21 protein-coding genes and 2 pseudogenes are annotated in these 23,851 nt (G+C 70.3%); 11 read left to right on the top strand and 12 right to left on the bottom strand.

The genetic code is table 11. From position 1 onward, the window contains the following. Positions 1 to 21 precede the first annotated feature (21 nt). Complete coding sequence (locus ACZ4AA_RS29610; RefSeq protein WP_467609527.1) at positions 22 to 663, top strand: nucleoside/nucleotide kinase family protein; 642 nt, start codon at positions 22 to 24, stop codon at positions 661 to 663. 179 nt (positions 664 to 842) lie between these two features. Further along, positions 843 to 1,280 carry a CBS domain-containing protein gene (locus ACZ4AA_RS29605; RefSeq protein ID WP_467609525.1) on the top strand — a complete coding sequence of 146 codons (438 nt, stop codon included), beginning with the start codon at positions 843 to 845 and terminating at the stop codon, positions 1,278 to 1,280. A gap of 69 nt (positions 1,281 to 1,349) precedes the next feature. Here the strand turns inward: ACZ4AA_RS29605 and ACZ4AA_RS29600 are convergent, their stop codons facing one another. Beyond that, positions 1,350 to 2,477 (bottom strand): magnesium and cobalt transport protein CorA, encoded by a 1,128-nt coding sequence (locus tag ACZ4AA_RS29600; protein WP_467609523.1) that lies wholly within the window; start codon positions 2,475 to 2,477, stop codon positions 1,350 to 1,352. A 280-nt stretch (positions 2,478 to 2,757) separates the two neighbouring features. On the opposite strand from ACZ4AA_RS29600, the gene ACZ4AA_RS29595 reads away from it, so the two are divergent. Then, on the top strand, positions 2,758 to 3,552 hold the full coding sequence (locus ACZ4AA_RS29595) for a methyltransferase domain-containing protein (RefSeq protein ID WP_467609521.1): 795 nt from the start codon (positions 2,758 to 2,760) through the stop codon (positions 3,550 to 3,552). A 239-nt stretch (positions 3,553 to 3,791) separates the two neighbouring features. Here ACZ4AA_RS29595 and ACZ4AA_RS29590 read toward each other — a convergent pair whose 3' ends face one another. Continuing rightward, positions 3,792 to 4,715 carry a carbohydrate kinase family protein gene (locus ACZ4AA_RS29590; protein WP_467609720.1) on the bottom strand — a complete coding sequence of 308 codons (924 nt, stop codon included), beginning with the start codon at positions 4,713 to 4,715 and terminating at the stop codon, positions 3,792 to 3,794. A gap of 71 nt (positions 4,716 to 4,786) precedes the next feature. Then, positions 4,787 to 5,692 carry a pseudouridine-5'-phosphate glycosidase gene (locus tag ACZ4AA_RS29585; RefSeq protein WP_467609519.1) on the bottom strand — a complete coding sequence of 302 codons (906 nt, stop codon included), beginning with the start codon at positions 5,690 to 5,692 and terminating at the stop codon, positions 4,787 to 4,789. Positions 5,693 to 5,920: 228 nt separating this feature from the next. On the opposite strand from ACZ4AA_RS29585, the gene ACZ4AA_RS29580 reads away from it, so the two are divergent. Continuing rightward, entirely contained in the window at positions 5,921 to 6,283 is a 363-nt protein-coding gene (locus ACZ4AA_RS29580; RefSeq protein WP_467609517.1) for a cupin domain-containing protein, read from the top strand. 69 nt (positions 6,284 to 6,352) lie between these two features. Here the strand turns inward: ACZ4AA_RS29580 and ACZ4AA_RS29575 are convergent, their stop codons facing one another. Both ACZ4AA_RS29575 and ACZ4AA_RS29570 read right to left on the bottom strand, forming a co-directional pair. Then, positions 6,353 to 6,907, bottom strand: coding sequence for a methylated-DNA--[protein]-cysteine S-methyltransferase (locus tag ACZ4AA_RS29575; RefSeq protein ID WP_467609515.1), 555 nt, complete (start codon positions 6,905 to 6,907; stop codon positions 6,353 to 6,355). A 77-nt stretch (positions 6,908 to 6,984) separates the two neighbouring features. Next, positions 6,985 to 7,851, bottom strand: coding sequence for a glycerophosphodiester phosphodiesterase (locus ACZ4AA_RS29570; protein ID WP_467609513.1), 867 nt, complete (start codon positions 7,849 to 7,851; stop codon positions 6,985 to 6,987). A gap of 278 nt (positions 7,852 to 8,129) precedes the next feature. On the opposite strand from ACZ4AA_RS29570, the gene ACZ4AA_RS29565 reads away from it, so the two are divergent. From ACZ4AA_RS29565 to ACZ4AA_RS29540, 6 genes are all read left to right on the top strand, one after another. Continuing rightward, entirely contained in the window at positions 8,130 to 9,002 is an 873-nt protein-coding gene (locus ACZ4AA_RS29565; RefSeq protein WP_467609511.1) for an MHYT domain-containing protein, read from the top strand. A 39-nt stretch (positions 9,003 to 9,041) separates the two neighbouring features. Further along, positions 9,042 to 11,171, top strand: a complete 2,130-nt coding sequence (gene uvrB, locus ACZ4AA_RS29560; protein WP_467609509.1) for an excinuclease ABC subunit UvrB — start codon at positions 9,042 to 9,044, stop codon at positions 11,169 to 11,171. A 159-nt stretch (positions 11,172 to 11,330) separates the two neighbouring features. Beyond that, on the top strand, positions 11,331 to 11,909 hold the full coding sequence (locus ACZ4AA_RS29555; protein WP_361693460.1) for a TerD family protein: 579 nt from the start codon (positions 11,331 to 11,333) through the stop codon (positions 11,907 to 11,909). Between the two features lie 43 nt (positions 11,910 to 11,952). Beyond that, a complete protein-coding gene (locus tag ACZ4AA_RS29550; protein WP_467609507.1) occupies positions 11,953 to 13,971 on the top strand; it encodes a TerD family protein in 2,019 nt (672 codons plus the stop codon). Positions 13,972 to 14,303: 332 nt separating this feature from the next. Beyond that, positions 14,304 to 15,293, top strand: a complete 990-nt coding sequence (locus ACZ4AA_RS29545) for a TerC/Alx family metal homeostasis membrane protein (protein ID WP_467609505.1) — start codon at positions 14,304 to 14,306, stop codon at positions 15,291 to 15,293. A gap of 276 nt (positions 15,294 to 15,569) precedes the next feature. Next, the gene (locus ACZ4AA_RS29540; RefSeq protein ID WP_467609503.1) at positions 15,570 to 16,670 is read left to right on the top strand and encodes a calcium:cation antiporter; all 1,101 of its coding nucleotides are present in this window, start codon (positions 15,570 to 15,572) and stop codon (positions 16,668 to 16,670) included. Between the two features lie 30 nt (positions 16,671 to 16,700). Here the strand turns inward: ACZ4AA_RS29540 and ACZ4AA_RS29535 are convergent, their stop codons facing one another. Then, positions 16,701 to 18,002 (bottom strand): MFS transporter, encoded by a 1,302-nt coding sequence (locus ACZ4AA_RS29535; protein WP_467609501.1) that lies wholly within the window; start codon positions 18,000 to 18,002, stop codon positions 16,701 to 16,703. A 60-nt stretch (positions 18,003 to 18,062) separates the two neighbouring features. After that, the gene (locus tag ACZ4AA_RS29530; RefSeq protein WP_467609499.1) at positions 18,063 to 19,109 is read right to left on the bottom strand and encodes a S66 family peptidase; all 1,047 of its coding nucleotides are present in this window, start codon (positions 19,107 to 19,109) and stop codon (positions 18,063 to 18,065) included. Positions 19,110 to 19,210: 101 nt separating this feature from the next. Between ACZ4AA_RS29530 and aroQ the strand changes: the two genes are divergently transcribed. Continuing rightward, the gene (gene aroQ / locus ACZ4AA_RS29525) at positions 19,211 to 19,684 is read left to right on the top strand and encodes a type II 3-dehydroquinate dehydratase (protein WP_467609497.1); all 474 of its coding nucleotides are present in this window, start codon (positions 19,211 to 19,213) and stop codon (positions 19,682 to 19,684) included. Positions 19,685 to 19,844: 160 nt separating this feature from the next. Here the strand turns inward: aroQ and ACZ4AA_RS29520 are convergent, their stop codons facing one another. From ACZ4AA_RS29520 to ACZ4AA_RS29500, 5 genes and pseudogenes are all read right to left on the bottom strand, one after another. Beyond that, the gene (locus ACZ4AA_RS29520) at positions 19,845 to 20,612 is read right to left on the bottom strand and encodes an amino acid ABC transporter ATP-binding protein (RefSeq protein ID WP_467609495.1); all 768 of its coding nucleotides are present in this window, start codon (positions 20,610 to 20,612) and stop codon (positions 19,845 to 19,847) included. Beyond that, positions 20,609 to 21,640: an amino acid ABC transporter permease gene (locus tag ACZ4AA_RS29515; protein WP_467609493.1), complete on the bottom strand. Its 1,032-nt coding sequence runs from the start codon at positions 21,638 to 21,640 to the stop codon at positions 20,609 to 20,611. Before ACZ4AA_RS29515 ends, ACZ4AA_RS29520 begins: the two co-directional genes overlap by 4 nt. After that, positions 21,637 to 22,521, bottom strand: coding sequence for an ABC transporter substrate-binding protein (locus ACZ4AA_RS29510; RefSeq protein ID WP_467609491.1), 885 nt, complete (start codon positions 22,519 to 22,521; stop codon positions 21,637 to 21,639). The genes ACZ4AA_RS29515 and ACZ4AA_RS29510 overlap by 4 nt, the downstream gene beginning before the upstream one ends. A gap of 278 nt (positions 22,522 to 22,799) precedes the next feature. Continuing rightward, positions 22,800 to 23,006, bottom strand: a pseudogene (locus ACZ4AA_RS29505) (MBL fold metallo-hydrolase); the annotation flags it as partial. 690 nt (positions 23,007 to 23,696) lie between these two features. Further along, a pseudogene (locus ACZ4AA_RS29500) lies at positions 23,697 to 23,851 on the bottom strand (IS481 family transposase); the annotation flags it as partial.

The raw sequence follows: 23,851 nt of genomic DNA, 5'->3' as shown, positions 1-23,851 counted from the left end.
CCCCTCGGGGCACGCGGCATCATGGGTGCCGTGCGACTCGAAGCGATCACCTGGGAACGGCTCGGCGACCACCTCGCCGATCGTCTGCTCGACCTGAAGCCGCAGGACGGCAGCCCCTGGCCACGGGTCGCCTTCGACGGAGCACCGGCCGCCCGTCCCGGCGATCTCGCCCGGCTCGTCTTCGAGGCGCTGCGGATACGCGGCCGTTCCTCGCTGGTCGTCGGCACGGAGGGCTTCCTGCGTCCCGCCTCGCTCCGGCTCGAACACGGTCACCAGGACGTCGAGGCCTATTACGACGGCTGGTTCGACACCGGTGCGCTGTGGCGCGAGGTCTTCGGTCCGCTGGAGCCCGGTGGCGAGGGCAGGGTCCTGCCCGATCTCCGGGACCCCGCAACCGACCGGGCCACCCGCAGTCCCTACGTCCAACTCCCTCCCGGCGGAATCCTGTTGCTCCACGGCCCCCTCCTGTTGCGTCACTGGTTCCCGTTCGACCTCAGCGTTCACGTACTCCTCTCTCCGGGTGCCCTCCGCCGCCGTACTCCCGAGCCGGAGCACTGGACCCTCCCCGCGTTCGCCCGCTACGAGAGCGAGGTGGGCCCGGGCACCGCGGCCGACGTCCTGGTGCGGGCCGACGACCCCCGCCACCCGGCCTGGAACGGCTGACCGCGGGCCGGGGAGCGGCGGGTCACCGAACCGGAACGGCCTACCGCGGGCCCGGCGCGGCGGGCCGTGGTGGTCGTAGATCCAGGTGCGTGGCCCCTGGTGCGCGGCGAGAATGAAGGGCGCCGGGACTAGCGGTGTGTTCCGCGCCGCGCCGGCCGTCCGGCACAGGGAGGTACTCCATGACCACTGCCGGAGACATCATGCACCGTGGTGCCCAGTGGATCCCCGCGCACGAGACCCTGGACCGCGCCGCCCAGTTGATGCGCGAGCTCAACGTGGGCGCGCTGCCCATCAGCGACCAGGACGAACGCCTCTGCGGCATTCTCACGGACCGCGACATCGTCGTCGGCTGTGTGGCCATGGGACATGACCCCGCACACATCACCGCGGGTGAGATGGCCCACGGCACACCGCGTTGGATCGACGCGGGCGCCGATGTCGGCGAGGTTCTCCAGGAGATGAAGGAGCACCAGATCCGCCGGCTTCCCGTGATCGACGACAAACGGCTCGTCGGCATGATCAGCGAGGCCGACCTCGCCCAGCACATCAGCGACGAACAGCTCGCCGCCTGGGTCGAGAGCGTCTACGCGAGGGACACGGCAGGCGCGACGGGCTGACCCGCCCGCCGGTCGCCCCGGCCCGCCCCACCCGACTCGACCGGACGGCCGTTCCGGGCGCGAGAGGTGTCAGAGCCAGCCGTTGCGCCGGAACCCTCGGTACAGGACGAGACAGCCGATGGATATGGCGCCGATGACGATGGGGTAGCCGAATCTCCAGTGCAGTTCGGGCATGTTGTCGAAGTTCATGCCGTAGACGCCGCAGACCATGGTCGGGACGGCGATGACCGCCGCCCATGCCGTGATCTTGCGCATGTCCTCGTTCTGCGCCACCGTCACCTGCGCGAGATGCGCCTGAAGGATCGAGTTCAGTAGCTCGTCGAAGGCGGCTATCTGTTCGGTGACCCGCATCAGATGGTCGGACACGTCACGGAAGTACGCCTGTATCTCCGGGTCGACCACACGGGCCGGTCGTGCCGCCAGCTCCTGGACGGGCCGGGCAAGGGGAACCACGGCTCGCTTCAGTTCGAGGAGTTCACGCTTGAGCTGGTAGATGCGCCCGGCGTCGGCGCGCGCGCCGTTCTCCGCGAACACGTCGGCCTCGACCTGGTCGATGTCCGCCTGGACCGCGTCCGTGACATGGACGAAGTCGTCGACCACATGGTCCGCGATCGCGTGCAGCACCACGGCCGGGCCCTTCGACAACTGCTGCGCGTCGGACTCCAGTTCCTCGCGCAGCGGGCCCAGGGAACCGTGCCGTCCGTGCCGCACGGTGATGACGAAGTCAGGACCGACGAACACCATGATCTCGCCGGTGTTCACCACCTCGCTGGTCGCCGTCAGTTCCTTGTGCTCGACGTAGCAGACGGTTTTGAACACCGCGAACAATGTGTCGCCGTACCGCTCCAGCTTCGGGCGCTGATGCGCCTCCACCGCGTCCTCGACGGCCAAGGGGTGCAGGTCGAAGAGTTCCGCGATGCCCGCGAACTCCACGTCCGTCGGTTCGTGCAGCCCGAGCCAGACGAAGCCCTCGTCGCGTTTGCGGATCCGTTGCACCGTGTCGACCAGATCGCGGTCCTCGGGGATCCGTACGCCGTCCCGGTAGGCCACGCAGTTCACCACCGCGGAGCCCAGCGGCGACCGGGCGGGGTGACTCAGGTCGACACGGCGGCTCCGCCGTGTCAGCCGTGCCACTCTGCGGAGGCCGTCGACCGCGCCGAGAGCCGTCACCCTCCGCAAATTCCCTGCCATGGACATCTGGATCTCCTCGCGTGGATCTCCTCGGGCCGCACTCTGCGCCTGGCGAGCCAGTCTGCCAGGCCTTGTCGAAGACCGGAAAAGCCTGTGGGAACGGAGTATTCCGTTCCGTGGTTTGTATGCTCGGACGGTCGGGGCCGGGCTGTGGTCGTCCAGGGCAGCCGGAGCGGTCGTGGGCACCAAGGCGGTCTGATCGGCTCGGTCACCTCGTGTGACGTCCGTACCGACAACGGGAGCGTCGCCGATCCGTGACGAGCGGGTCGACTGGGATGATCTCCCCATGACGCGAGCCGACGGGTATCTCCTCGACAACCAGCAGACGGAGGCGGGCCGGCGATTCGAGGCCCTCGCCACGCTCTTCGATCCCACGACGTTCCGGCACATGGAGCGCTTCGGAGTGGGGTCCGGCTGGCGCTGCTGGGAGGTCGGGGCGGGCGGCACGTCCGTCGTGTCCTGGCTCGCCAAGAAGGTGGGTCCGACGGGGAAGGTCGTCGCCACCGACATCGACACCTCGTGGGCGGCCTCCGTGGCCCGCCCGCCGGTCGAGGTCCGCGTCCACGACGTGGGTGCCGAGGAACCGCCGGGGGAGGGCTTCGACCTCGTGCACGCCCGGCTCGTACTGGTCCATGTGCCGGACCGGGAGCGCGCGTTGCAGTCGATGATCAAGGCCCTGCGGCCCGGCGGCCGGCTGCTCGTCGAGGACGCGGATCCCGCCCTGCAACCGCTGCTCTGCCCCGAGGAGTACGGCCCCGAACAGCGGCTCGCGAACCGGCTGCGCCAAGGCTTCCGCAAACTGCTCGCCGAACGCGGCGCCGACCTCGCCTACGGACGCAAGCTGCCGCGGCTGTTGCGGGAGGCGGGTCTCTCGGGCGTGGAGGCCGACGCGTACTTCCCCGTCACCTCACCCGCCTGCGCGGTGCTGGAAGCCGCCACGGTCCGTCAGATCCGCGACCAGCTCGTCACGGCCGGCCTGGCCACTCAGGAGGAGATCGACGAGCACCTCGCGAACGTGGCCGCCGGCTCCATGGACCTGGCGACCGCGCCGATGATCTCGGCCTGGGGGCGCAAGAACTGAGCGGGGTGAGGGACGGGCGCCATGACGGGGTGCCAGGACGGTACCGCCAGGACGGTACCGCCAGGACGGTACCGCCAGGACGGTACCGCCAGGGTGTGTCCGTAAAGTCGCGTCGTCCGATCGGAGGGCGTGCCAGGTGTCGCCTGGCGGGCGGGACTTCGCGGACACGCCCCACTGCGTTCGCGCCCGGCCCGGCCCGGCCCAAGGGCGGCGAGGCGAGGCGAGCCCAGGCGAGGTGTTCAGTGCACCGCTGTCCCTCCTACGCCTCGCCCCGCGTCTTCCGTGGGCGGTCGTCCGCCGACCCGTTCCACCGCCTTCGCCCCGGCCGCGCACCCCGCCCCCGCCGCCTCCTCGGCCTCGGCGCCCGCGAGCAGGGCCGCGAGAAACGCGCCGGTGAACGCGTCCCCGGCGCCCGTGGTGTCCCGTGGCGTCGCCTGAGACGCCGGGACATGAGCCCTGACGGATCCGGAACGGGCGACCAGGGCACCGCCGCTCCCCAGCTTGGCGACGACCAGAGGGAATTGGCGGCTCAGCTTGGCGGCCGCGTCGGCCGGATCGGGCAGCCCGGTCAGCAGGCACGCCTCGTCACGGCTGGGCAGCAGGACGTCCACGCCCGCGCAGAGTTCGAGAAAGCGGTCCACGCCCAGGTCGGTGAGGAATCCCGCCGACGCCGGGTCGAGACTCACCGGGACAGCCCGCGCGCGCGTCGACTCCAGCACCACCGACACCAGCGCCCGGCTCGGCGCGGAGAAGAACAGATAGCCCGACAGATGCAGTCGTGCGACCCCGTCGAGCAGGGCGGGCGACCAGTCGTCCGGTGCCAGCCGCAGCGACGCCCCGCTGTCCGTGAGGAACGTACGCTCCGCCGAGGCGCCGCCGTCCACGAGACAGATCACCGTCCCGGTCGGCGTCGTCGGATCGGTCACCAGGAGGGGCCGTACGCCGCCCGCCTTGAGTTCGCGTTCGTGCCACGCCGCGGAGTCACGGCCCACCCGGCCGAGCAGCCGTACGTCGGCGCAGCCCTCGTGCACGGCCCAGCACGCGACATTGGCGCCCGCGCCGCCCGGTACGGTCCGGATCGCGGCGGCCGTGTCGGTGCCGGGGGCCAGCGGTCCGCGATGCCGGGCGACCACGTCCGTGACCACGTCCCCGACCACGAGCAGAGCGCCTTCGGAGAGGCCGCTTCGGTCCGCCGGCCCGGCGCGGCCGGCCTGGACGCCCCGGTCCGTGTCGCTCACGCCCCCGCCCAGGCCGACGCGATGCGCCCGGCGAGGCGTACGTTCCCACGTACCGCCGCCAGATTGGCGGCGAGTGAGGCGCCGTCCGTGTGCCGGACCAGATAGGCGAGCAGGAACGGCGTCACCGCCTGTCCGGTCACCCCCTCCGACGCGCAGGCGTCCAGTGCCTCGGCCAGCACGCGCGCGTGCAGCACGGGATCGAGCTGCTCCTCCTCGGGGACGGGGTTCGCGACGACGAGCGACGAGTCCGGGGCGTGCAGAGCGTCCTGGGCGTGCATCACCTCCGCGACCTGCTCGGGGGAGTCAAGGGTCCAGTCCACGGGGTGCCCCGAGTCGGACAGATAGAAGCCGGGGAAGCGGTCCGTGCCGTACCCGGCCACCGCCACGCCCAGCGTCTCCAGACGCTGAAGGGTCGCGGGGACGTCCAGGATCGACTTGACGCCGGCGCACACCACGGTGATCCGGGTGCGTGCCAACAGTCCCAGATCGGCGGACTCGTCCTGGGTCGCCGTCCACTCGCGGTGCACACCGCCGAGCCCTCCCGTGGCGAACACCCGCACCCCCGCGCGGGCCGCCAGCAGGGCCGTCGCGGACACGGTCGTCGCCCCGCTCGCTCCCGCGGCCACCGCGAGCGGCAGGTCCCGGTGGCCCAGCTTGCGGATGCCGTCCTCGTTCGCGACCCGCTCCAGCCGGCTCTTGTCCAGGCCGACGTGCGGCCGCCCGTCGAGGACGGCGATCGTCGCGGGTACGGCGCCCTCCGCGCGGACGATCTCCTCCAGTTCGAGGGCGACCTCCAGATTGCGGGGACGGGGCAGCCCGTGGGCGATGATCGTGGACTCCAGGGCCACCACCGGCCGCCGCGCGTCGAGCGCCTCCCGCACCTCTTCGGACGTCACGATCACGCGCCTGCCTCCTGTCGTCGGTCGACGTTCCCCTCCCTGGATCTCTGGCGGGCGGCGCGCCCGGCCAAACCCCTCAGGGCCGCGGCGTACGACAGCGGCCGTCGGCATGGGGGACAACCCGTCACGACTCGGCCGTGCCGTCGCGCCGCCTCGAAGCGCCCTCGGCACGGGCAAAGGGGGCGACCCCCGGCGCCCCCGGCGGAGGGCAAGCCCTTAGGGTGTCCGCTCATGAACACGAACTCCCAGGCCACGCCGTCGTTCGCCGTGCACATCGCCGACGCCGAGCTCGAACCCGAGCCGCTGGACCCGGCCCAGATCGTCTCCGGTGACCCCGCCGTCACGGGCAAGGTCCTGTGGGAGTCCGCCGACGGCAAGCAGCTGCGCGGCATCTGGCAGATCACGCCTGGCGTGGTGACCGACACCGAGGCCAACGAACTCTTCGTCGTGGTCAGCGGCCGCGCCACCATCGAGGTGGAGGGAGGGGACGTCATCGAGGTGGGTCCCGGTGACGCGGCGTTCCTGCGCGAGGGCGACCGTACGACGTGGACCGTCCACGAGACGCTGCGCAAGGCGTACCACATCAGCCTCTGACGGTCTTCGGGACCACGCCGCCGCTGAAGGCGGAGCGGACACTCCCCCCCGCGGCCCATGCCATCGGCCTCAGAACAAGGGCTCCGGGAGCACCCCTTCGAGGGCGAGCAGCTTTCGCTTGGTCTCCAGACCGCCCCCGAAACCGCCGATGCCGCCGTCGCTCTCGACCACCCGGTGGCACGGCACCACGACCGGCAGCGGGTTCGAGCCCATGGCCACCCCCACGGCCTGGGCCGCCCCGGGCGCTCCGACCCGCCCGGCCAGGTCGCCGTAGGCCACGACGGAACCGAACGGAACGCCCGAGTTCAGCTCTCGCAGCACCTGGCGGTTGAAGCCCGAGATCAGCGACCAGTCGAGCGGCAGGTCGAAGGCGTGCCGCTCGCCCGCGAAGTACGCCTCGATCTGGCGTATCGCCTCGGCCAGCAGCGGCGATCCGGGCGCCTCGACGGGTTCGGCGCCCAGCCGGGACGCGAGCCGGTCGAGCGCGGTGTCGCGCACGGTGTCCGAGGCGTGGAAGACGACGTTGACCAGGCCTTGGGGTGTCGCGGCGAGGAGGAGCGGACCGATGTCCGTGCCGACGACGGACCACACGATCCGCTGCTCGTACCGCCCGTGGCTGTCCATGCGATCCACCGTACGGCCCGCCACTGACAACGCCCGGTGCGTGGCCGGAATCCGTCCACACACCGGGCGACGGCCCGCTAACGCAGTGCCGCTCGGATGACGTCGGGCGTGTTCGTGATGACGCCGTCCGCGCCGAAGCCCGCCAGGCGCCGCGCGGTGGCCGCGTCGTCCACGGTCCAGGCGAAGACCTTCATCCGACCGTGCGGGCCGTGGAGCGCGTGGACGGCCGAGACGTAGTCGGGCGACAGGGCGTGGTGGTCGGAGTTGATCTGGTCGGTGAACTGCGCGTATACGGGAAGCCGGGCGACGGGAGGGGTTCCCAGGAAGGCCGTCGTGATGCCGGGCCGCAGCCGGTGCACGGTCCGCACGCTGTCCGCGCTGAAGCTCTGGACGATCAGTCTGTCCCGAAGGTGCACCGGGTCGAGCCAGCCCTCGTTGCTCAGAAGGCGGAGCGTCTGGCGCTCGATGCCCGGGTACAGCTCAGGGTTCTTGATCTCCAGGACGAGCTTCTGGTGGTTGCGCGAGACGCGCTCCATGTACTCCCGCAGCGTCGGAACCTTCGCGCCCGCGAACCGCGGGCCGAACCAGCTCCCGGCATCCAGGCGGGTGATCTCGGCCGCGGTGAAGTCTCTGACGTTCCAAGGGCTTCGGCCCGGATAGACCTCCTTGACGTCCGTCGTGCGCGCCAGTGAGGCGTCGTGGAGGACGACCAACTGGCCGTCACGGGTGCGCTGGACGTCGTTCTCGACCCAGTCGAAGCCCAGTTCGGCCGCGCGGTCGATGGCGGCCAGAGTGTTCTCCGGAGCGTACGCCGAGGCGCCTCGGTGGGCGACGACCAGCGGTGCCGTGATCCGGCCCCCGGCCTTGGCGTGCGGGCTGGGCAGTATCAGAACGGCTCCCCCAAGAAGCGCGGCGGTCGTGGCGGCGGCAACGCGCGCGTGCATGCGTTCTCCTCGCGTCGGACGATCACGGACAGTACAAGACTGACAGCAGAGGGTCGATGGAGGGGGGGAGAGAGATGGCCGTGGATTGAATGGAGTTGTCCAAGTCGGGCCGCTGCCAGCGCACAACTGGGGAGAGGTCGTGATTGTTTGCAGGATTATCGTTCGACCATTCCAGTGGGGTCGTACTGTCTGCCTCAACCCGGTCCGCTCCGGCGGCCGGGGCCGCGGGGGCGTTTCGGTCGGTTCCAGGAGCAACAGGGCGGGAAAGGCAGCCGCGCATGCAAGGCACGGTCGACGGCTTCACCTATGGACTCGTCACACCGCTGGTGGCGTATTTCATGGCCTGTCTGGGCGGGGCGCTGGGCCTTCGCTGCACCACCAGATCCATGTGCGTCGCCGGCTCATGGCGGGCCGGATGGCTCGCCCTCGGCTCCGTCGCGATCGCCTCCGGCATCTGGACGATGCACTTCATCGCGATGATGGGATTCACGGTCCAGGAGAGCCCCGTCCACTACGACCGGCCGACGACGTTCGCGAGCCTGGGCGTCGCCGTCCTGATGGTCGGCGCCGGGATCTTCATCGTCGGCTACCAGGGCGCCAACGGGACGGCGCTCTTCACCGGTGGGACCGTCACCGGTCTGGGCATCGCCTCGATGCACTACCTGGGCATGGCCGGAATGCGGCTGAACGGGAAGCTCGCCTACAACACCCTCACCGTCGCCGCCTCGGTCGTCATCGCCGTCGTCGCGGCCATCGCCGCCCTCTGGGCCGCCGGGCAGGTGCGCGGCTTCCTCTGGAGCGTGGGCGCGAGTCTCGTCATGGGGCTGGCCGTCAGCGGCATGCACTACACGGGCATGGCGGCGCTCAGCGTCCATCTGCACGGTCCGGCCGACGGCACCCCCGCCGGGGACTCGGCCGCGGCACTGCTCGCCCCCATGATGATCGGCCCCCTGGCCCTCCTGTGTCTGGCGGGCGTCGTCGTGATGTTCGACCCGCAGATGGTCGTGGGCAAGCCCGACCGGCGCCCCGCGGAGATCCGGCTTCCGGGCGTCCCGGCCCATCCCGGCCCCGCGCACACGGGCCGCCGAGCGGCGATCCACCCCGTGCGGGAACGCTCCTACCGCCGCTCGCGGGCCCCGCAGAGCAGGTGATCCGGCCCGGTTGTCAGTGCGGGGTCGTACGGTGGATCCATGCGGCCCGTATCCAAGATCGAACGTTCGGTGGCGCCCTTCGAGGTCGTCAGCCACTTCCAGCCGAGCGGTGACCAGCCCGCGGCCATCGCCGACCTGGAGAAGCGCGTCCGCGCGGGTGAGAAGGACGTCGTCCTGCTGGGCGCGACCGGCACCGGCAAGTCCGCCACCACCGCGTGGATGATCGAGAAGCTCCAGCGCCCCACGCTCGTCATGGCACCGAACAAGACGCTCGCCGCCCAGCTGGCCAACGAGTTCCGCGAGCTGCTGCCGAACAACGCCGTCGAATACTTCGTCTCGTACTACGACTACTACCAGCCCGAGGCCTACGTCCCGCAGTCGGACACCTACATCGAGAAGGACTCCTCGATCAACGAGGAGGTGGAGCGCCTGCGCCACTCCGCGACCAACTCCCTGCTGACCCGCCGCGACGTCGTCGTGGTCGCCTCGGTGTCCTGCATCTACGGCCTCGGTACTCCCCAGGAGTACGTGGACCGCATGGTCAGCCTCAAGGTCGGCGAAGAGATCGACCGCGACGATCTGCTGCGCCGCTTCGTCGACATCCAGTACACCCGCAACGACGTCGCCTTCGCCCGCGGCACCTTCCGGGTCCGCGGCGACACCATCGAGATCTTCCCGGTCTACGAGGAGCTCGCGGTCCGCATCGAGATGTTCGGCGACGAGATCGAGGCCCTGTCCACACTGCACCCGCTCACCGGCGAGGTCATCAGCGACGACGACCAGATCTACGTCTTCCCCGCGTCCCACTACGTGGCGGGCCCCGAACGCATGGAGCGCGCCGTCAACGACATCGAGAAGGAGCTGGGGGGACGCCTCGCCGAGCTGGAGAAGCAGAGCAAGCTCCTGGAGGCGCAGCGCCTGCGTATGCGGACGACGTACGACATCGAGATGCTCCGCCAGATCGGCTCCTGCTCCGGTGTCGAGAACTACTCGATGCACTTCGACGGCCGTCAGCCTGGCTCCGCGCCGAACACACTGATCGACTACTTCCCGGACGACTTCCTGCTCGTCATCGACGAGTCGCACGTCACCGTCCCGCAGATCGGCGCGATGTACGAAGGCGACGCCTCCCGCAAGCGCACCCTCGTCGACCACGGCTTCCGCCTGCCCTCCGCCCTGGACAACCGCCCCCTGAAGTGGGAGGAGTTCCAGCAGCGGATCGGCCAGACCGTCTACCTCTCGGCGACCCCCGGCAACTACGAGCTCTCCCGCTCCGACGGGTACGTCGAGCAGATCATCCGCCCGACCGGCCTGATCGACCCCCAGGTGGTCGTCAAGTCCACCGAGGGCCAGATCGACGACCTCGTGCACGAGATCCGGCAGCGCACCGAGAAGGACGAGCGCGTCCTGGTCACCACGCTCACCAAGAAGATGGCCGAGGACCTCACCGACTACTTCCTGGAACTCGGTATCCAGGTGCGCTATCTGCACAGCGACGTCGACACCCTGCGCCGCGTCGAACTGCTGCGCGAACTGCGCGCCGGTGAGTTCGACGTCCTGGTCGGCATCAACCTGCTGCGCGAGGGTCTCGACCTTCCCGAGGTCTCCCTGGTGGCGATCCTCGACGCCGACAAGGAAGGCTTCCTGCGCTCGGGAACGTCCCTGATCCAGACCATCGGCCGCGCGGCGCGCAACGTCTCGGGCCAGGTCCATATGTACGCGGACAGGATCACCCCGGCGATGGAGAAGGCCATCGACGAGACCAACCGCCGCCGGGAGAAGCAGATCGCGTACAACAAGGAGAGGGGCATCGACCCGCAGCCCCTCCGCAAGAAGATCAACGACATCGTGGCGCAGATCGCCCGCGAGGACGTCGACACCGAGCAGCTCCTCGGCTCCGGCTACCGCAAGACGAAGGACGGCAAGGGCGCCAAGGCCCCGGTGCCCGCGCTGGGCGCCAAGGCCCGTGCCGCCAAGTCCGCCAAGGACAAGGCCGCGGTGCCGACCGACCGCCCCGCGGCCGAACTCGCTCAGCAGATCGAGGACCTGACGCAGCGGATGCGTGCCGCGGCGGCCGACCTCCAGTTCGAGATCGCGGCCCGTCTGCGCGACGAGGTGTCCGAGATGAAGAAGGAGCTGCGGCAGATGAAGGAGGCGGGAATCGCCTGACCGTCGCGTCGACGGCACCGGGCCCCGGCCGGCAGGCGATGTGTTGCAAGACCGACACAAAGTCCGGCGCAGGGTTCGGCGCTGCCAGTGCCGCTGCGTAGGGTTCTGTTCATCCGCGGCCTCCGCGGCAACAGGGGACAGTTCGAGAGGGGACAGCGCGTGACGGTCAATATGACCAAGGGTCAGGCCATCAGTCTGCAGAAGAACGACGGGGGCACGCTGACCGCGGTCCGTATGGGACTCGGCTGGCAGGCGGCCCCCCGGCGCGGCCTGTTCGGCTCGCGCACCCGGGAGATCGACCTCGACGCGTCCGCCGTGCTGTTCGCGGACAAGCAGCCCGTCGACGTGGTCTTCTTCCGTCACCTCGTCAGCGACGACGGCTCGGTGCGGCACACCGGCGACAACCTCGTCGGCGGCGCGGGCCAGGGCGGTGACGACGAGTCCATCCTCGTCGACCTGCAACGCGTCCCGGTCCACATCGACCAGATCATCTTCACCGTGAACTCCTTCACGGGCCAGACCTTCCAGGAAGTGCAGAACGCGTTCTGCCGTCTGGTCGACGAGACCAACGGCCAGGAACTCGCCCGCTACACCCTGGCGGGCGGCGGCCAGTACACGGCCCAGATCATGGCGAAGGTGCACCGCGCCGGCAGCGGCTGGCAGATGACGGCCCTCGGCACGCCGGCAAACGGCCGTACGTTCCAGGACCTGATGCCCGCCATCCTGCCGCACCTCTGAGCGGCCGGCGCAAACGCACACAGTGACACAGGGGGACAAGGCGATGACGGCCGAGCTGGTCAGGGGACAGAACCACCCGCTCTCCGAGGTTCGTCTCGAGGTCCGTATCTCGGCCGGAAAGCCGATCGTGGCGGGGGCCACGCTCAGCGACGAGCAGGGCAGGGTCCGGGGCGTCGAGTGGGTGGCCCACCCGGGCGCGCCCACGCTCCCCGGGCTCGAAGTCTCGAAGCAGGCGGCGGCCGACCACCGCCTGGCCTTCGACCTGGGTGTCCTGCCGCAGGACGTGCACCGGGTCAGCGTGCTGCTCGCGCTGCCCACCGGTGTCGGCGGACCGGTCCGGTTCGGCGCCGTCGCCGCCCCCTTCGTCGCGGTCACCGGCCTCGACGGTCTCGAAGTCGCCAGCTACACCGTCACCGGACTGGACAGCGAGTCCGCCGTCGTGGCCCTGGAGCTCTACCGCAGGCAGGGTGCCTGGAAGGTGCGCGCGGTCGGCCAGGGCTACGCGGGCGGGCTCGCCGACCTCCTCGCCGACCAGGGGCTTCCGGAAGCCCGGCGGCTCGCGGCCGGCATCAACGACGCGGTGGCCCGGGGCATGGCGCGGTCGGTGGCGGCGCCCCCGCCCCGCACCCCGGACGCGGACCGGTCGCGGCAGGCCGCCGCACCGGCCCAGGGACCGGACCAGCCCAGCACCGGAACAGGACCCCAGGGCACCGCAGGGACCGTGCCGGCGCAGCAGACGCCATACACCCCCGCACCGCAGGGAGCCACGGCCGGCGGGACCGGTCGTCCGGGGGGCCCCGCGCAGCCCGACCTTCCCGCTGCCTCCTCGCCCACCGCAGGCGGCCCGGTCGACTACAGCCACCCCGGACGGCAGACCACCGCTCCACCGCCGCCCCCGCCGACCGCTCCGCCGGCCCAGCCCGGACAGCCCGCGCAGCCGGTCGCGGGGGACGCGACCGGCTGGTCCATGGAGGAGCGGCTCTACAACCAGGTCTGGGGGATGTTCGAAGACCTGGCCCGGACCGTCGCCGCGTACCGCAGTGCCGTCGACTTCGCCGACTCCCGCATGGAGAAGGAGCTCGATCAGGTCCTCTCCGACCCACGCAGTCGGATCGGAGGGCAGGGCGACGCCGCTCGCGAAGCCGCCCGCGCCAAACACGCGCAGCTGGTCGACCAGGCCCGAGCCGTCCTCGACCGCGACCTCGCGCAGCTCACCGCCGAGGCGGACGTCGTGGAGCCCGCTCTGCCGATGGCCTACGCGCGCTGGGACAACCCCGTCTGGCACGGCTATCGCGCCCCCATGGAGATACCCATGGCGCTGCGGCTCGGCGACCTCCGGCTGCCCGAGACCGAGAATCTGAGCATCCCGATGCTCGTGCGTCTGCCGCTGGAGCGCGGCCTGTGGGTGGACAGTGGTCGCACCTCCCTGGAGGGCACGCTCGCCGATTCCGATCACGTGCGCCGCCTCGCCATGGACACCGCCGTGGCGCACGCCGCCCGGCTGCTCGCGATCTACCCCGCGGGCGAGTTCACCGTGCACGTCATCGACCCGGCCGGCGGCGGAGCCTCGTCGTTGGCGCCCCTGACGCGGTCCGGGGTGCTCGGCGGTCCTCCGGCCGCGAGCGCCGCGGGCGTGGCGGACGTACTGAACCGTCTCACCCAGCGGGTCGACCTGGTGCAGATGGCGTTGCGCGGCGGAGCCGCGGACTCGCTGCCTCCGGATCTCGACACCGCCGAGCAGTTGCTGATCGTCAACGACTTCCCGCACGGTTTCGACGACCGGGCCGTCACCCAGCTCCGCTATCTGGCGGACGAGGGACCGGCCGTCGGCGTCCATCTGATGATGGTGGCCGACCGGGAGGACGCCGCGGCGTACGGACCGCTGCTCGACCCCCTCTGGCGGTCGCTGCTGCGGATCACGCCGGTGCCCGACGACCATCTCGCCGATCCATGGGTCGGACACGCGTGGACGTATGAGCCCGCACTCGTACCGGCGGACAGTCAGGTGCTCCAGCAGGTGCTCGCGCAGGTGGCGGAGGCCCGCCGGTCGTGGAACCGCTGAGCCGACCCCGGCGCCTCCGGACCCTCGCGGGCCTTCGGGCCTGAGCTCCCGCACGGCTCACCAAGTAACCGTAAAGTGCTCTGACCAGCGAACTTGGTTCTTCTTTTACTCTCCCCTTTGCCTTTCCTTGGTGATTCGGGTACTCTTTTTCCATACGGAGGGGAGTACTCCCTACCTGCTGCGACGCACCCGTCAATACGGATCCCCCGGATCCCGGGGCGTCGGCCCGCAGGCTCCCGAGGCGCATCCAGCGCCCGGCGGCCACGGGTGGAAGAGACCTCCGGTGGCGAACGACGCTGAAAAATCTGCCGTTACGTACTGCCGGAGGCGCAGTGAATGTTTCCCTGACCCTGTGGGTCCTGACCATCGTGGGGCTGGCCGCACTGATCGCGGTCGACTTCTTCATCGGCCGCAAGCCGCACGACGTATCGATCAAGGAAGCCGGAATCTGGACGGTCGTCTGGATAGCCCTCGCCGGGCTGTTCGGACTCGGACTGCTCCTCTTCGCCGGCGGACAGCCCGCCGGGGAGTTCTTCGCCGGCTTCATCACCGAGAAATCGCTGAGCGTCGACAACCTCTTCGTCTTCGTCCTGATCATGGCGAAGTTCGCGGTGCCCTCCAAGTACCAGCAGCGCGTGCTCCTCGTGGGCGTCCTCATAGCGCTCGTCCTGCGCACGGTGTTCATCGCCGCGGGCGCCGCGATCATCGCGAACTTCGCGTGGGTCTTCTACATCTTCGGGGCGTTCCTCATCTACACCGCCTGGAAGCTGATCCAGGAGGCCCGGGCCGACGAGGACGACGAGGAGTTCGAGGAGAACAAGCTCCTCAAGGCCGCCGAGCGACGGTTCGGCGTGGCCGACCGCTATCACGGCACCAAGCTGTGGATCCGCGCGAACGGCAAGCGCGTCATGACGCCGATGCTGGTCGTGATGCTGGCGATCGGCACCACCGACGTGCTCTTCGCGCTCGACTCGATCCCCGCGATCTTCGGCCTGACCCAGGACCCGTACATCGTCTTCACGGCCAACGCCTTCGCGCTGATGGGTCTGCGGCAGCTGTACTTCCTCATCGGCGGCCTGCTCAAGAAGCTGGTCCACCTCAGCTACGGCCTGTCGGTCATCCTCGGATTCATCGGTATCAAGCTCGTCCTGCACGCGCTGCACGAGTCCGGCGTCCATGTTCCCGAGATATCCATCCCGGTCTCGCTCGGCGTGATCTGCGCGGTCCTCGTGGTCACCACGATCACCAGCCTCGCCGCCACCAGGAAGCAGGCGGCGCGCGAGCGGACCGAGAGCGCCTCGAAGGAGAGCGTTGACGTCTGACCGCGTCGCACGCGACGACGATCACCCCCGGGAGCGGTGGGCGGAGCGTTACCGGTCACCGCTCCCGGCACCCGACGTCATTCGGCCACCGCTCCCGGCGTCGGAGGCCATTCGGTCACCGCTCCCGGCGTCCTGCGGCGCCCGGCAGCCGCTTCCGGCTCCTGATGGCACCGGGTCACCGCTTCCCGCGTCCGGCGGTGTTCGTCCGGCGCGATTCCGGGGCGGGGCCCGTGCCGCCGGAGTGCGGGGCACGTTCGTGGCTGCGACGATCGCGGCATGATCGCTCGGCTCAGGTCACTCGCGACACGGTGGACCGCCGTGGTGCCCGTGATCGCGGTGGTGCTGCTGGCCTTCACCTGGGGCCGCGACCTGCCGGGCGCCGTCGTCGCTCTGGTGACGCTGGTCCTCGCGGGTTCCGTGCTCGCCGCGGTGCACCACGCCGAGGTGGTCGCGCACCGGGTGGGGGAACCCTTCGGATCCCTGGTCCTGGCCGTCGCGGTCACGATCATCGAAGTCGCCCTCATCGTCACCCTGATGGCGGACGGCGGTGCCAAGAGTTCGACACTGGCCCGCGACACGGTGTTCGCGGCGGTGATGATCACCTGCAACGGGATCGTCGGTGTGTGTCTGCTGGTCGCCTCGCTGCGTCACGGGCTCGCCGTGTTCAACGCCGAAGGGACAGGAGCCGCCCTCGCGACCGTCGCGACGCTCGCGACACTCAGTCTCGTCTTCCCGACCTTCACCACCAGCAAGCCGGGCCCGGAGTTCTCGTCCGCGCAACTCACCTTCGCCGCGGTCGCCTCGCTCGTGCTGTACGGGCTGTTCGTGACGACCCAGACCGTCCGGCACCGTGACTACTTCCTGCCGATCACCCAGCAGGGCAAGGTCATCGACGTGGACGACCACGCCGACGCGCCCTCCGCCCGGGACGCCAAGGTCAGCCTGGGGCTCCTCGGTCTGGCTCTGGTCGGGGTGGTCGGCCTCGCCAAAGGCGTGTCGCCCACCATCGAGTCCGGGGTCGAGGCGGCCGGCATGCCGCACTCCGTGGTCGGTGTGATCATCGCTCTGCTCGTGCTGCTCCCCGAGACCATCGCGGCACTGCGCGCCGCCCGCCGGGACCGGGTGCAGACCAGCCTCAACCTCGCCCTCGGATCGGCGATGGCCAGCATCGGACTGACCATTCCCGCCGTCGCCCTGGCCTCGCTCTGGCTCTCCGGACCCCTCGTGCTCGGCCTCGGCCCCACGGAGATGGTGCTGCTCGCGCTCACCGTGGTCGTGAGCTCCCTGACGGTCGTGCCCGGGCGGGCCACCCCGCTCCAGGGAGGCGTCCATCTGGTCGTGTTCGCCGCCTATCTGGAGCTCGCCATCAACCCCTGATCCGGCCGGCGGGCGCGGGGCTGGAGGAACTCACTCCGTGACGGCTACGACCGACAGCCTGGGTACGGGCCGGGTCTCCGGCAGCAGCGCGAAGCACCCGAGGCTCAGCAGCGCGATCACCGTCAGATAGGCGGCGACACCCCAGGGCACGCGTTCCCCGCTCGCCACCGCCGTCGCCACGACAGGGGTGAGCGCGCCCCCGAGGACTCCGCCCAGGTTGTATCCGACGGCCGCGCCCGTGCAGCGCACCCGGGGTTCGTACAGCTCCGGGAGATAGGCGGCGATCACCGCGAACATGGTGATGAACGCGATGAGCGCCACCAGGAAGCCCATGAACATCAGTAGGGGTTCGCCGGTCGACAGCAGGCCGATCATCGGGAACATCCACAGTGCGGCGGCCGCGCAGCCCGCCATGCACAGCGGCCGCCGTCCGTAGCGGTCCCCCAGCAGGGCCACCAGGGGAGTCAGCGCTCCCTGCACCACAACGGCGCCCATGATGCAGGTCAGCATGACGGTGCGGCTCACGCCGAGCCGTTCGACGCCGTAGGCGAGCGCCCAGGTCGTCACCGCGTAGAAGACCGCGTATCCGACGGCGAGTCCGCCGGCCGTCAGCAGGACGAGCCGCCAGTGGTCGCGCACCACCTCGGCGAACGGCATGCGCGCGTGGTCGCCCAGTTCGAGGAACCGCGGACTCTCGTCGAGCGAACCGCGCAGCCACAGCCCCGCCACGGCGAGCACCCCCGCGCCCCAGAACGGCACCCGCCAGCCCCAGTGCGCGAACTGCGCGTCGGACAGTGCCGACGACAGCGCCAGCATCACACCGTTGGCCAGCACGAACCCGAAGGACGGACCGATCTGAGGGAAGCTCGACCACAGCCCGCGCCGCCCCGCGGGCGCGTGCTCGGCCGTCAGCAGCACCGCACCGCCCCACTCGCCGCCGAGTCCGAGCCCCTGGAGGAAACGCAGCACCAGCAGCAGTACGGGTGCCGCGGCGCCCATGCGGTCGTAGGTCGGAACACAGCCGACGGCGACCGTCGCCGCGCCGGTCAGCAGCAGCGACGCCAGCAGAACCGGCCGTCGCCCGCGCCGGTCGCCGATGTGCCCGAACAGCACCGAGCCCAGCGGACGGGCGACGAACCCGACGCCGAACGTCCCGAAGGCGGCCAGTGTCCCCGCCAGCGGCGAGAACGTCGGGAAGAACAGCGGCCCCAGAACGAGCGCCGCCGCGGTCCCGTAGACGAAGAAGTCGTAGAACTCGATGGCCGTCCCGACGAGGGAGGCGGCCGCGAGCCGCAGCATGGAGGGCGCCCTTACGGTGCGTACGTCGTGCATGCCGGATCAACTACCCACAGTGATCGGCGGTTACGGGGGCGCACGGGAGCGCGCCGTGTGTCAGTAGGTGACGGTGATGCGCCGGGCCGGGCCGTCGACCCGGACCGTTCCTCCGTAGGGGATGACGATCTGCGGATCGGTGTGGCCGAGATCCACGTCGAAGACGACCGTCATGTCCGGGGCGTAGGCGTCGACGGCCCGCAGGACCGCTTCGCGCTGGTCGTGGGTGTAGCGAGCCCGGGCCTCCGGGGCGAGGGGCCGGGCGAACGACCATGCCTTCGGGCGCCCCATGAGAAGCGCCGGAAAGCGTCCCAGCAGCCCGCGCTCGCCCATGCCGCGCAGGATCCGGAAGACGTCGTCGGCCGCGGGCATCTCCTCCGAGGTCTCCAGGAACAGCACATGACCGTCGTACACGGACGGGTCACGGGCGATCTCGCGGTCGGCCATCAGCAACCACGACAGGATCTCGAGGTTGCCTCCCCAGGAACGGCCCTCGACCACCCGGTCCGGGCGGATCCAGGTCCAGCCCGTGCCCGGCTCGGTCGGCGGCTCGCGGAGGAAGCTCTCCGGTGCCTCCCAGGGCAGGTCGACCTCGCGGAACCGGTCGGCGGGACGCAACGCGTAGGGCCCGGACGTGAACAGGGCGGCCCGCAGCGACTCCGCGGTCAGCGGGTGCATGGCACCGGGCCGGCCGAGCTCGCACATCACCGTCCCGCCGTGATAGCCGACGATTCCGGCGTTCCACAGGTGGACGAGGAGATTGGTGTTGTCGCTGTATCCGAAGAACGGCTTCGGGTTCGCCCGGATCAACGCCCGGTCCAGCAGCGGCAGCACGGTGATCTGGTCGTCGCCCCCGATGGACGCGATGATCGCCCTGACCGTCGGATCGGCGAAGGCCGCGTGGATGTCGTCGGCCCGTTCCCGGGGGGTCGACCCCATCCTCCGGGTGGCCGGGTACTCGACCGGTTCCAGGCCCAACTCCTCGCGCAGCCGCTCCAGGCCCAGTTCGTACGGAAGCGGGAAGAGCCCGGGCAGACCGCTGGACGGCGAGATCACGGCGATCCGGTCGCCGGGTACGGGCTTGGGAGGGTACGCGGGCGTCGTCATGGCCGGAGACTACGAGCCGTCGCCCTGTCGGTGCATCGTGATAAACCGGTTCCGAGCAGCGGTCCTTGACGGGCCGGCAGACCCGACGGACCGGAGGAAACGTGCCCCGCACCCTCGCCAGCGCCCCGATCATGATTCTCAACGGGCCCAACCTGAACCTCCTCGGGCAGCGGCAGCCGGAGATCTACGGCTCCGACACGCTCGCGGACGTCGAGGCGCTGTGCGTCAAGGCGGCGGCCGCGCACGGCGGCACGGTGGACTTCCGGCAGTCCAACCACGAGGGCGAGTTGGTGGACTGGATCCACGAGGCCCGTCTGCACCACGCCGGGATCGTCATCAACCCGGCCGCCTACTCACACACCTCCGTCGCCATCCTGGATGCGCTCAACACCTGCGACGGGCTTCCTGTGGTGGAGGTCCACATCTCCAACATCCACCAGCGCGAGGAGTTCCGGCACCACTCGTACGTCTCGCTGCGGGCCGACGGAGTGATCGCCGGCTGCGGCGTGCAGGGTTACGCGTTCGCGGTGGAGCGCGTGGCGGCCCTCGCGGGAACGGGGCGTGCGGACACCTGAGCACGGACTTCCGGCCAGGAACCCGGCCAGGAACCCGGCCAGGAACCCGGCCAGGAACCCGGTCTGGAGCCCGGCCAGGAACCCGGCCAGGAACTCGACCGGGGTGGAGCGGGCGGAGCCGGGAAGCCGTGGACATCCGGCCGCGCGCGTCCGCCCGCCGTCACAGCCGTCCCGCCTCCACGATCCGCCTGAGGAAGCGCCGCGTGCGCTCCTCTCGCGGGTCGCCGAGGACCTGCTCGGGCGTGCCGCGCTCCAGGATCACCCCGTCCTCCAGGAAGCAGACCTGGTCCGAGACCTCGCGCGCGAAGCCCATCTCATGGGTGGCCAGCATCATCGTCAAGCCGTCCTCCTTCAGATCGCGCACGACGTCCAGGACCTCGCCCACGAGCTCGGGGTCCAGGGCGGCGGTGATCTCGTCGAGGAGGAGCAGCCTCGGACGCACCGCCAGGGCCCGGACGATCGCGGCCCGTTGCTGCTGGCCACCGCTCAACCGGTCCGGGTACTCGCCCGCCTTGGCGCCGAGCCCGAGCCGTTCGAGCAGTTCACGCGCGTGTGCCTCGGCGTCGGCACGGCTCACCCCGTGCACACGGCGCGGGGCGAGGGTGACGTTCTCCAGGACGGTCATGTGCGGGAACAGGTTGTAGGCCTGGAAGACGACGCCGATGCGCCGGCGCACCGCGTCCTGGTCGGTCCGCGGGTCGGTGATCTCCTCGCCGTCCAGCCAGATCGCTCCGTCGTCCACCTCCTCCAGGAGGTTGGCGCAGCGCAGCAGTGTGGACTTCCCCGAGCCGGACGCGCCGATCAGCGTGGTCACCGTGTGCGGGGCGACCTCCAGATCGACGTCCCGCAGGACGACCGCGTCGCCGAAGGTCTTGCGGACGGACTCCATCCGCAACAGCGGACCGCCGGGTGCGGGTGCCGTGCTCATACGATCCCTCCCTGGCCGCGACGCCGGTCCATGCGGGCGGTGACCCAGTCCGTGAAGCGGGTCATCGGAATGGTCAGGGCCACGAAGAGCAGCGCCGCGACGATGTAGGCCGTGTAGTTGAGGCTGCGGCCGACGATGATGTCCGCGGACCGCATCGCCTCCACAGCGCCGCCGATCGAGACGAGGCTGGTGTCCTTCTGGAGGGACACCATGTCGTTCAGGAGCGGCGGGACCTGACGGCGGACGGCCTGGGGCAGCACCACATGGCGAAGGGTCTGCCTGGCGGTGAGGCCCAGCGAGCGCGCCGCGGCCCGTTGCGAGGGGTGCACGGACTCGATGCCGGCGCGGACGACCTCGGCGACGTACGCCGAGTACGTGAGCACCAGGCCCACGCCGCCGAGAACGACGGGGTCGGTGGTGACGCCCTGCAACTGGAGCGCGGGTACGCCGAACACGACGATCGAGAGGCAGATGATCAGCGGCAGGCCGCGGAAGAAGTCGGTGTACGCGGTGGCGAGGGCGCGGACGGGCCAGTACACCGGTCCTTTCAGCGTGCGGGCCACGGCCGTCAGGGTGCCCAGCACGAGCACCACGAGGCCGCACACCACGAACAGCCGGAGATTGAGCCAGAGTCCGTCGAGAACCTTGGGGAGGGCCTCACGCGCGAACGAGGCGTCGAAGAACGTCTCCTTCGTGCGCGGCCAGCCCGGCGCGTTCACCACCACGAGGTAGAGCACGACGGCCGTGACGAGCGTGGAGAGCGCGGCCACGGCGGCCGAACGGCGGGCCCGGCCGCGCCGGTGGCGCTCGCGCTCGATCCTCCGCCGCGACGGGACGTACGTCTCGCTCCGTCCGGGCGCCGCTGTGCCGGGCAGGTCCCGTTCGGCCGCCCTGCTGCGGGGCAGGTCCGGTCCGGGCGTGCCGCCTTCGGACGCCTCCGCTTCGAGCACGCCCCCGCCGTGCGCGCCCTCCGAGGGCATCTCTCCCTCGGCGGCGTCCTCTCCCGACTGGCCCTTCATCGCGGTCACTTGAGCACCGGGGCGTCGACCGCCTCGGACAGCCACTGCTTCTCGATCTTCGCGAGCGTGCCGTCCGCCCGCAGGGCGTCCACGGCCTTGGTCACGCAGGAGGTCAGCGCGCTGCCCTTGTCGAGGACGAGCCCGAACTGCTCCGGAGTGCCGCCCCTGTTCTCGAACTGCCCGACGATCCGCGCCTCGGTCACCTCGGCGGCCGTGATGTAGAAGGCGGTCGGCAGATCGGTGACGATGGCGTCGACCTGGCCGTTCTTCAGGGCGGACTTGGCCTGGTCGTTCTTCGCGAACGCGGCCGGTTGCCCGGTCGGCTTCACCACGTCGTCGATGTAGTCCAGGCTGGTGGTGCCGACCTGCGCGCCGAGCTTCAGTTTCTTGAGGTCCGCGAGACTCGTCGCCTTCGCCGCCTTGGAGTTCTTCAGCGCGATGACGGCCTGGCGCACGTCGTAGTAGCCGGACGAGAAGTCCACGGCCTTCTTGCGTTCGGCGCTGATCGACACCTGGTTGATGTCGAAGTCGAAGGTCTTGGCGCCGGGGGCGAAGGCCTTGTTGAAGGGCACGCTCTGCCAGACGACATCGGCGTCGGCGTAGCCGAGCTGTCGCGCCACGGCGTACGTCACCGCCGACTCGAAGCCCTTTCCGTTGGCGGGCTTGTCGTCCTTGAACCACGGGTCATACGCGGGTTCGTCGGTGGCGACGGTGAGCTTGCCGGAGGTCCGGGTGCTCAACGAGCCCTTGGCGCAGGTCTCGGCGGTGCTCCCGGAAGCCTTGCCCGACGCCTTGCTCTCCGGCTGCGGGGCACAGCCCACGGCGAGGGCGAGCAGGGCCACGGTGCAGGCGGACACGGCGGGGCGCAGGGCGCGTTGAGGTCGGTACATGGCGGGAGAGTGGCAGCGAAGCAGCTGTTTGTCCAGGTCACAGCGCTATTTGTCCGCATGGTGGGAACGGGTGTTGCAGTCGTGTGAACTCCTGCCGTTCAGCCGCCTCGCGCGGACGCCGTGACCACTGGCTGAGAGCACACCGACAGGGAGGCGGAGCCGTCATGAAGAGGAGCCGCCCAGAAGAGGAGCCGCCCAGAAGAGGAGCCGCCCAGAAGCGGAGCCGCCCAGAAGCGGAGCCGTCCTGAAGAGGACGGCCCCGCCTCCCCGTCGGCGGATCACCAGCCCCGTGCTCGCCACTCCGGCAGATGCGGGCGCTCGGTGCCCAGCGTCGTGTCGTCGCCGTGGCTGGGGTAGACCCATGTCTCGTCCGGCAGTACGTCGAAGATCCTCGTCTCGACGTCGTGGAGGAGACGGGCGAAGGCCTCCGGGTCCTTGCGCGTGTTGCCCACGCCGCCCGGGAAGGAGATCACCCCGGAGAACACCGCCGACACGTACGCCAAGAGCTGGCGGCGAGCCCCGGGAACCTCCAGCTCGGGCAAACGGGCGAAGACACAGAACCGGGTCCACACCGCTCTGGGGCGAAGTCCGGGTGCTTCGACCGCATCCAGGACCGGGTGCGCCGCCAGCGGACCCCCTCGGCGAGCAGGATGCGTCTGACCTGCGAGCGGCCCACCTCGATTCCTTCGGTCCGTGCTGCCGCGGCCAGGGAATCCAGCGTCCACTCGGGCGGTCCCAACTCGTCGAAGACCCACAGTTTCCCGACGGGTTCCCACCGGAGTCGCCTCGGCGGCACCGACTTGACCAGGGAAATGGCCCAAGACCGTTCCTGCTCGGTGATCCGCTGCTTACGGCCCCGCCCACCCAGATCATCCAAGCCCTGCAGTGCAGGCCCAGACGGTTGAAGCGGTGCAGCCGGCAGCGGACCGTCTTCTGACTGCACCCCAGTTCCACCACGATCGCAGGCACCGCAGCCCCGACCGGCTCAGCTCGATCATCCGGGCCCGCATCACCACTCCCGCGGAGCCCTCCGGGTCCGCGACAGCCGGCAAACGACGGCCCGCTCGTCCTCATCACGCGCCGGTCGTGCCCATAAAACCATCGCCCAGCACCCGCCCCCGAGCACCATCAGCTACCCCGCCACCAGGACGTATACCCATCAAGAGGATCCAGTACTAGCTGTATTGACCCGCAGCGTTGTTCACACGGCTGATGGGTGGCTGGCCTCCGAGGGTGGTGTGGCAGCGATGGTAGTTGTAGCCGTGGAGGAAGTCGTCCAGGGCGGCCGTGCGTTCGTCGTTGCTGGTGTAGGGCCGCAGGTAGGCCCATT

This window comes from Streptomyces sp. NPDC024698, assembly GCF_055559015.1.
Note: the sequence above shows the minus strand (reverse complement) of the source record. Positions and strands in the feature narration are given on the sequence as shown.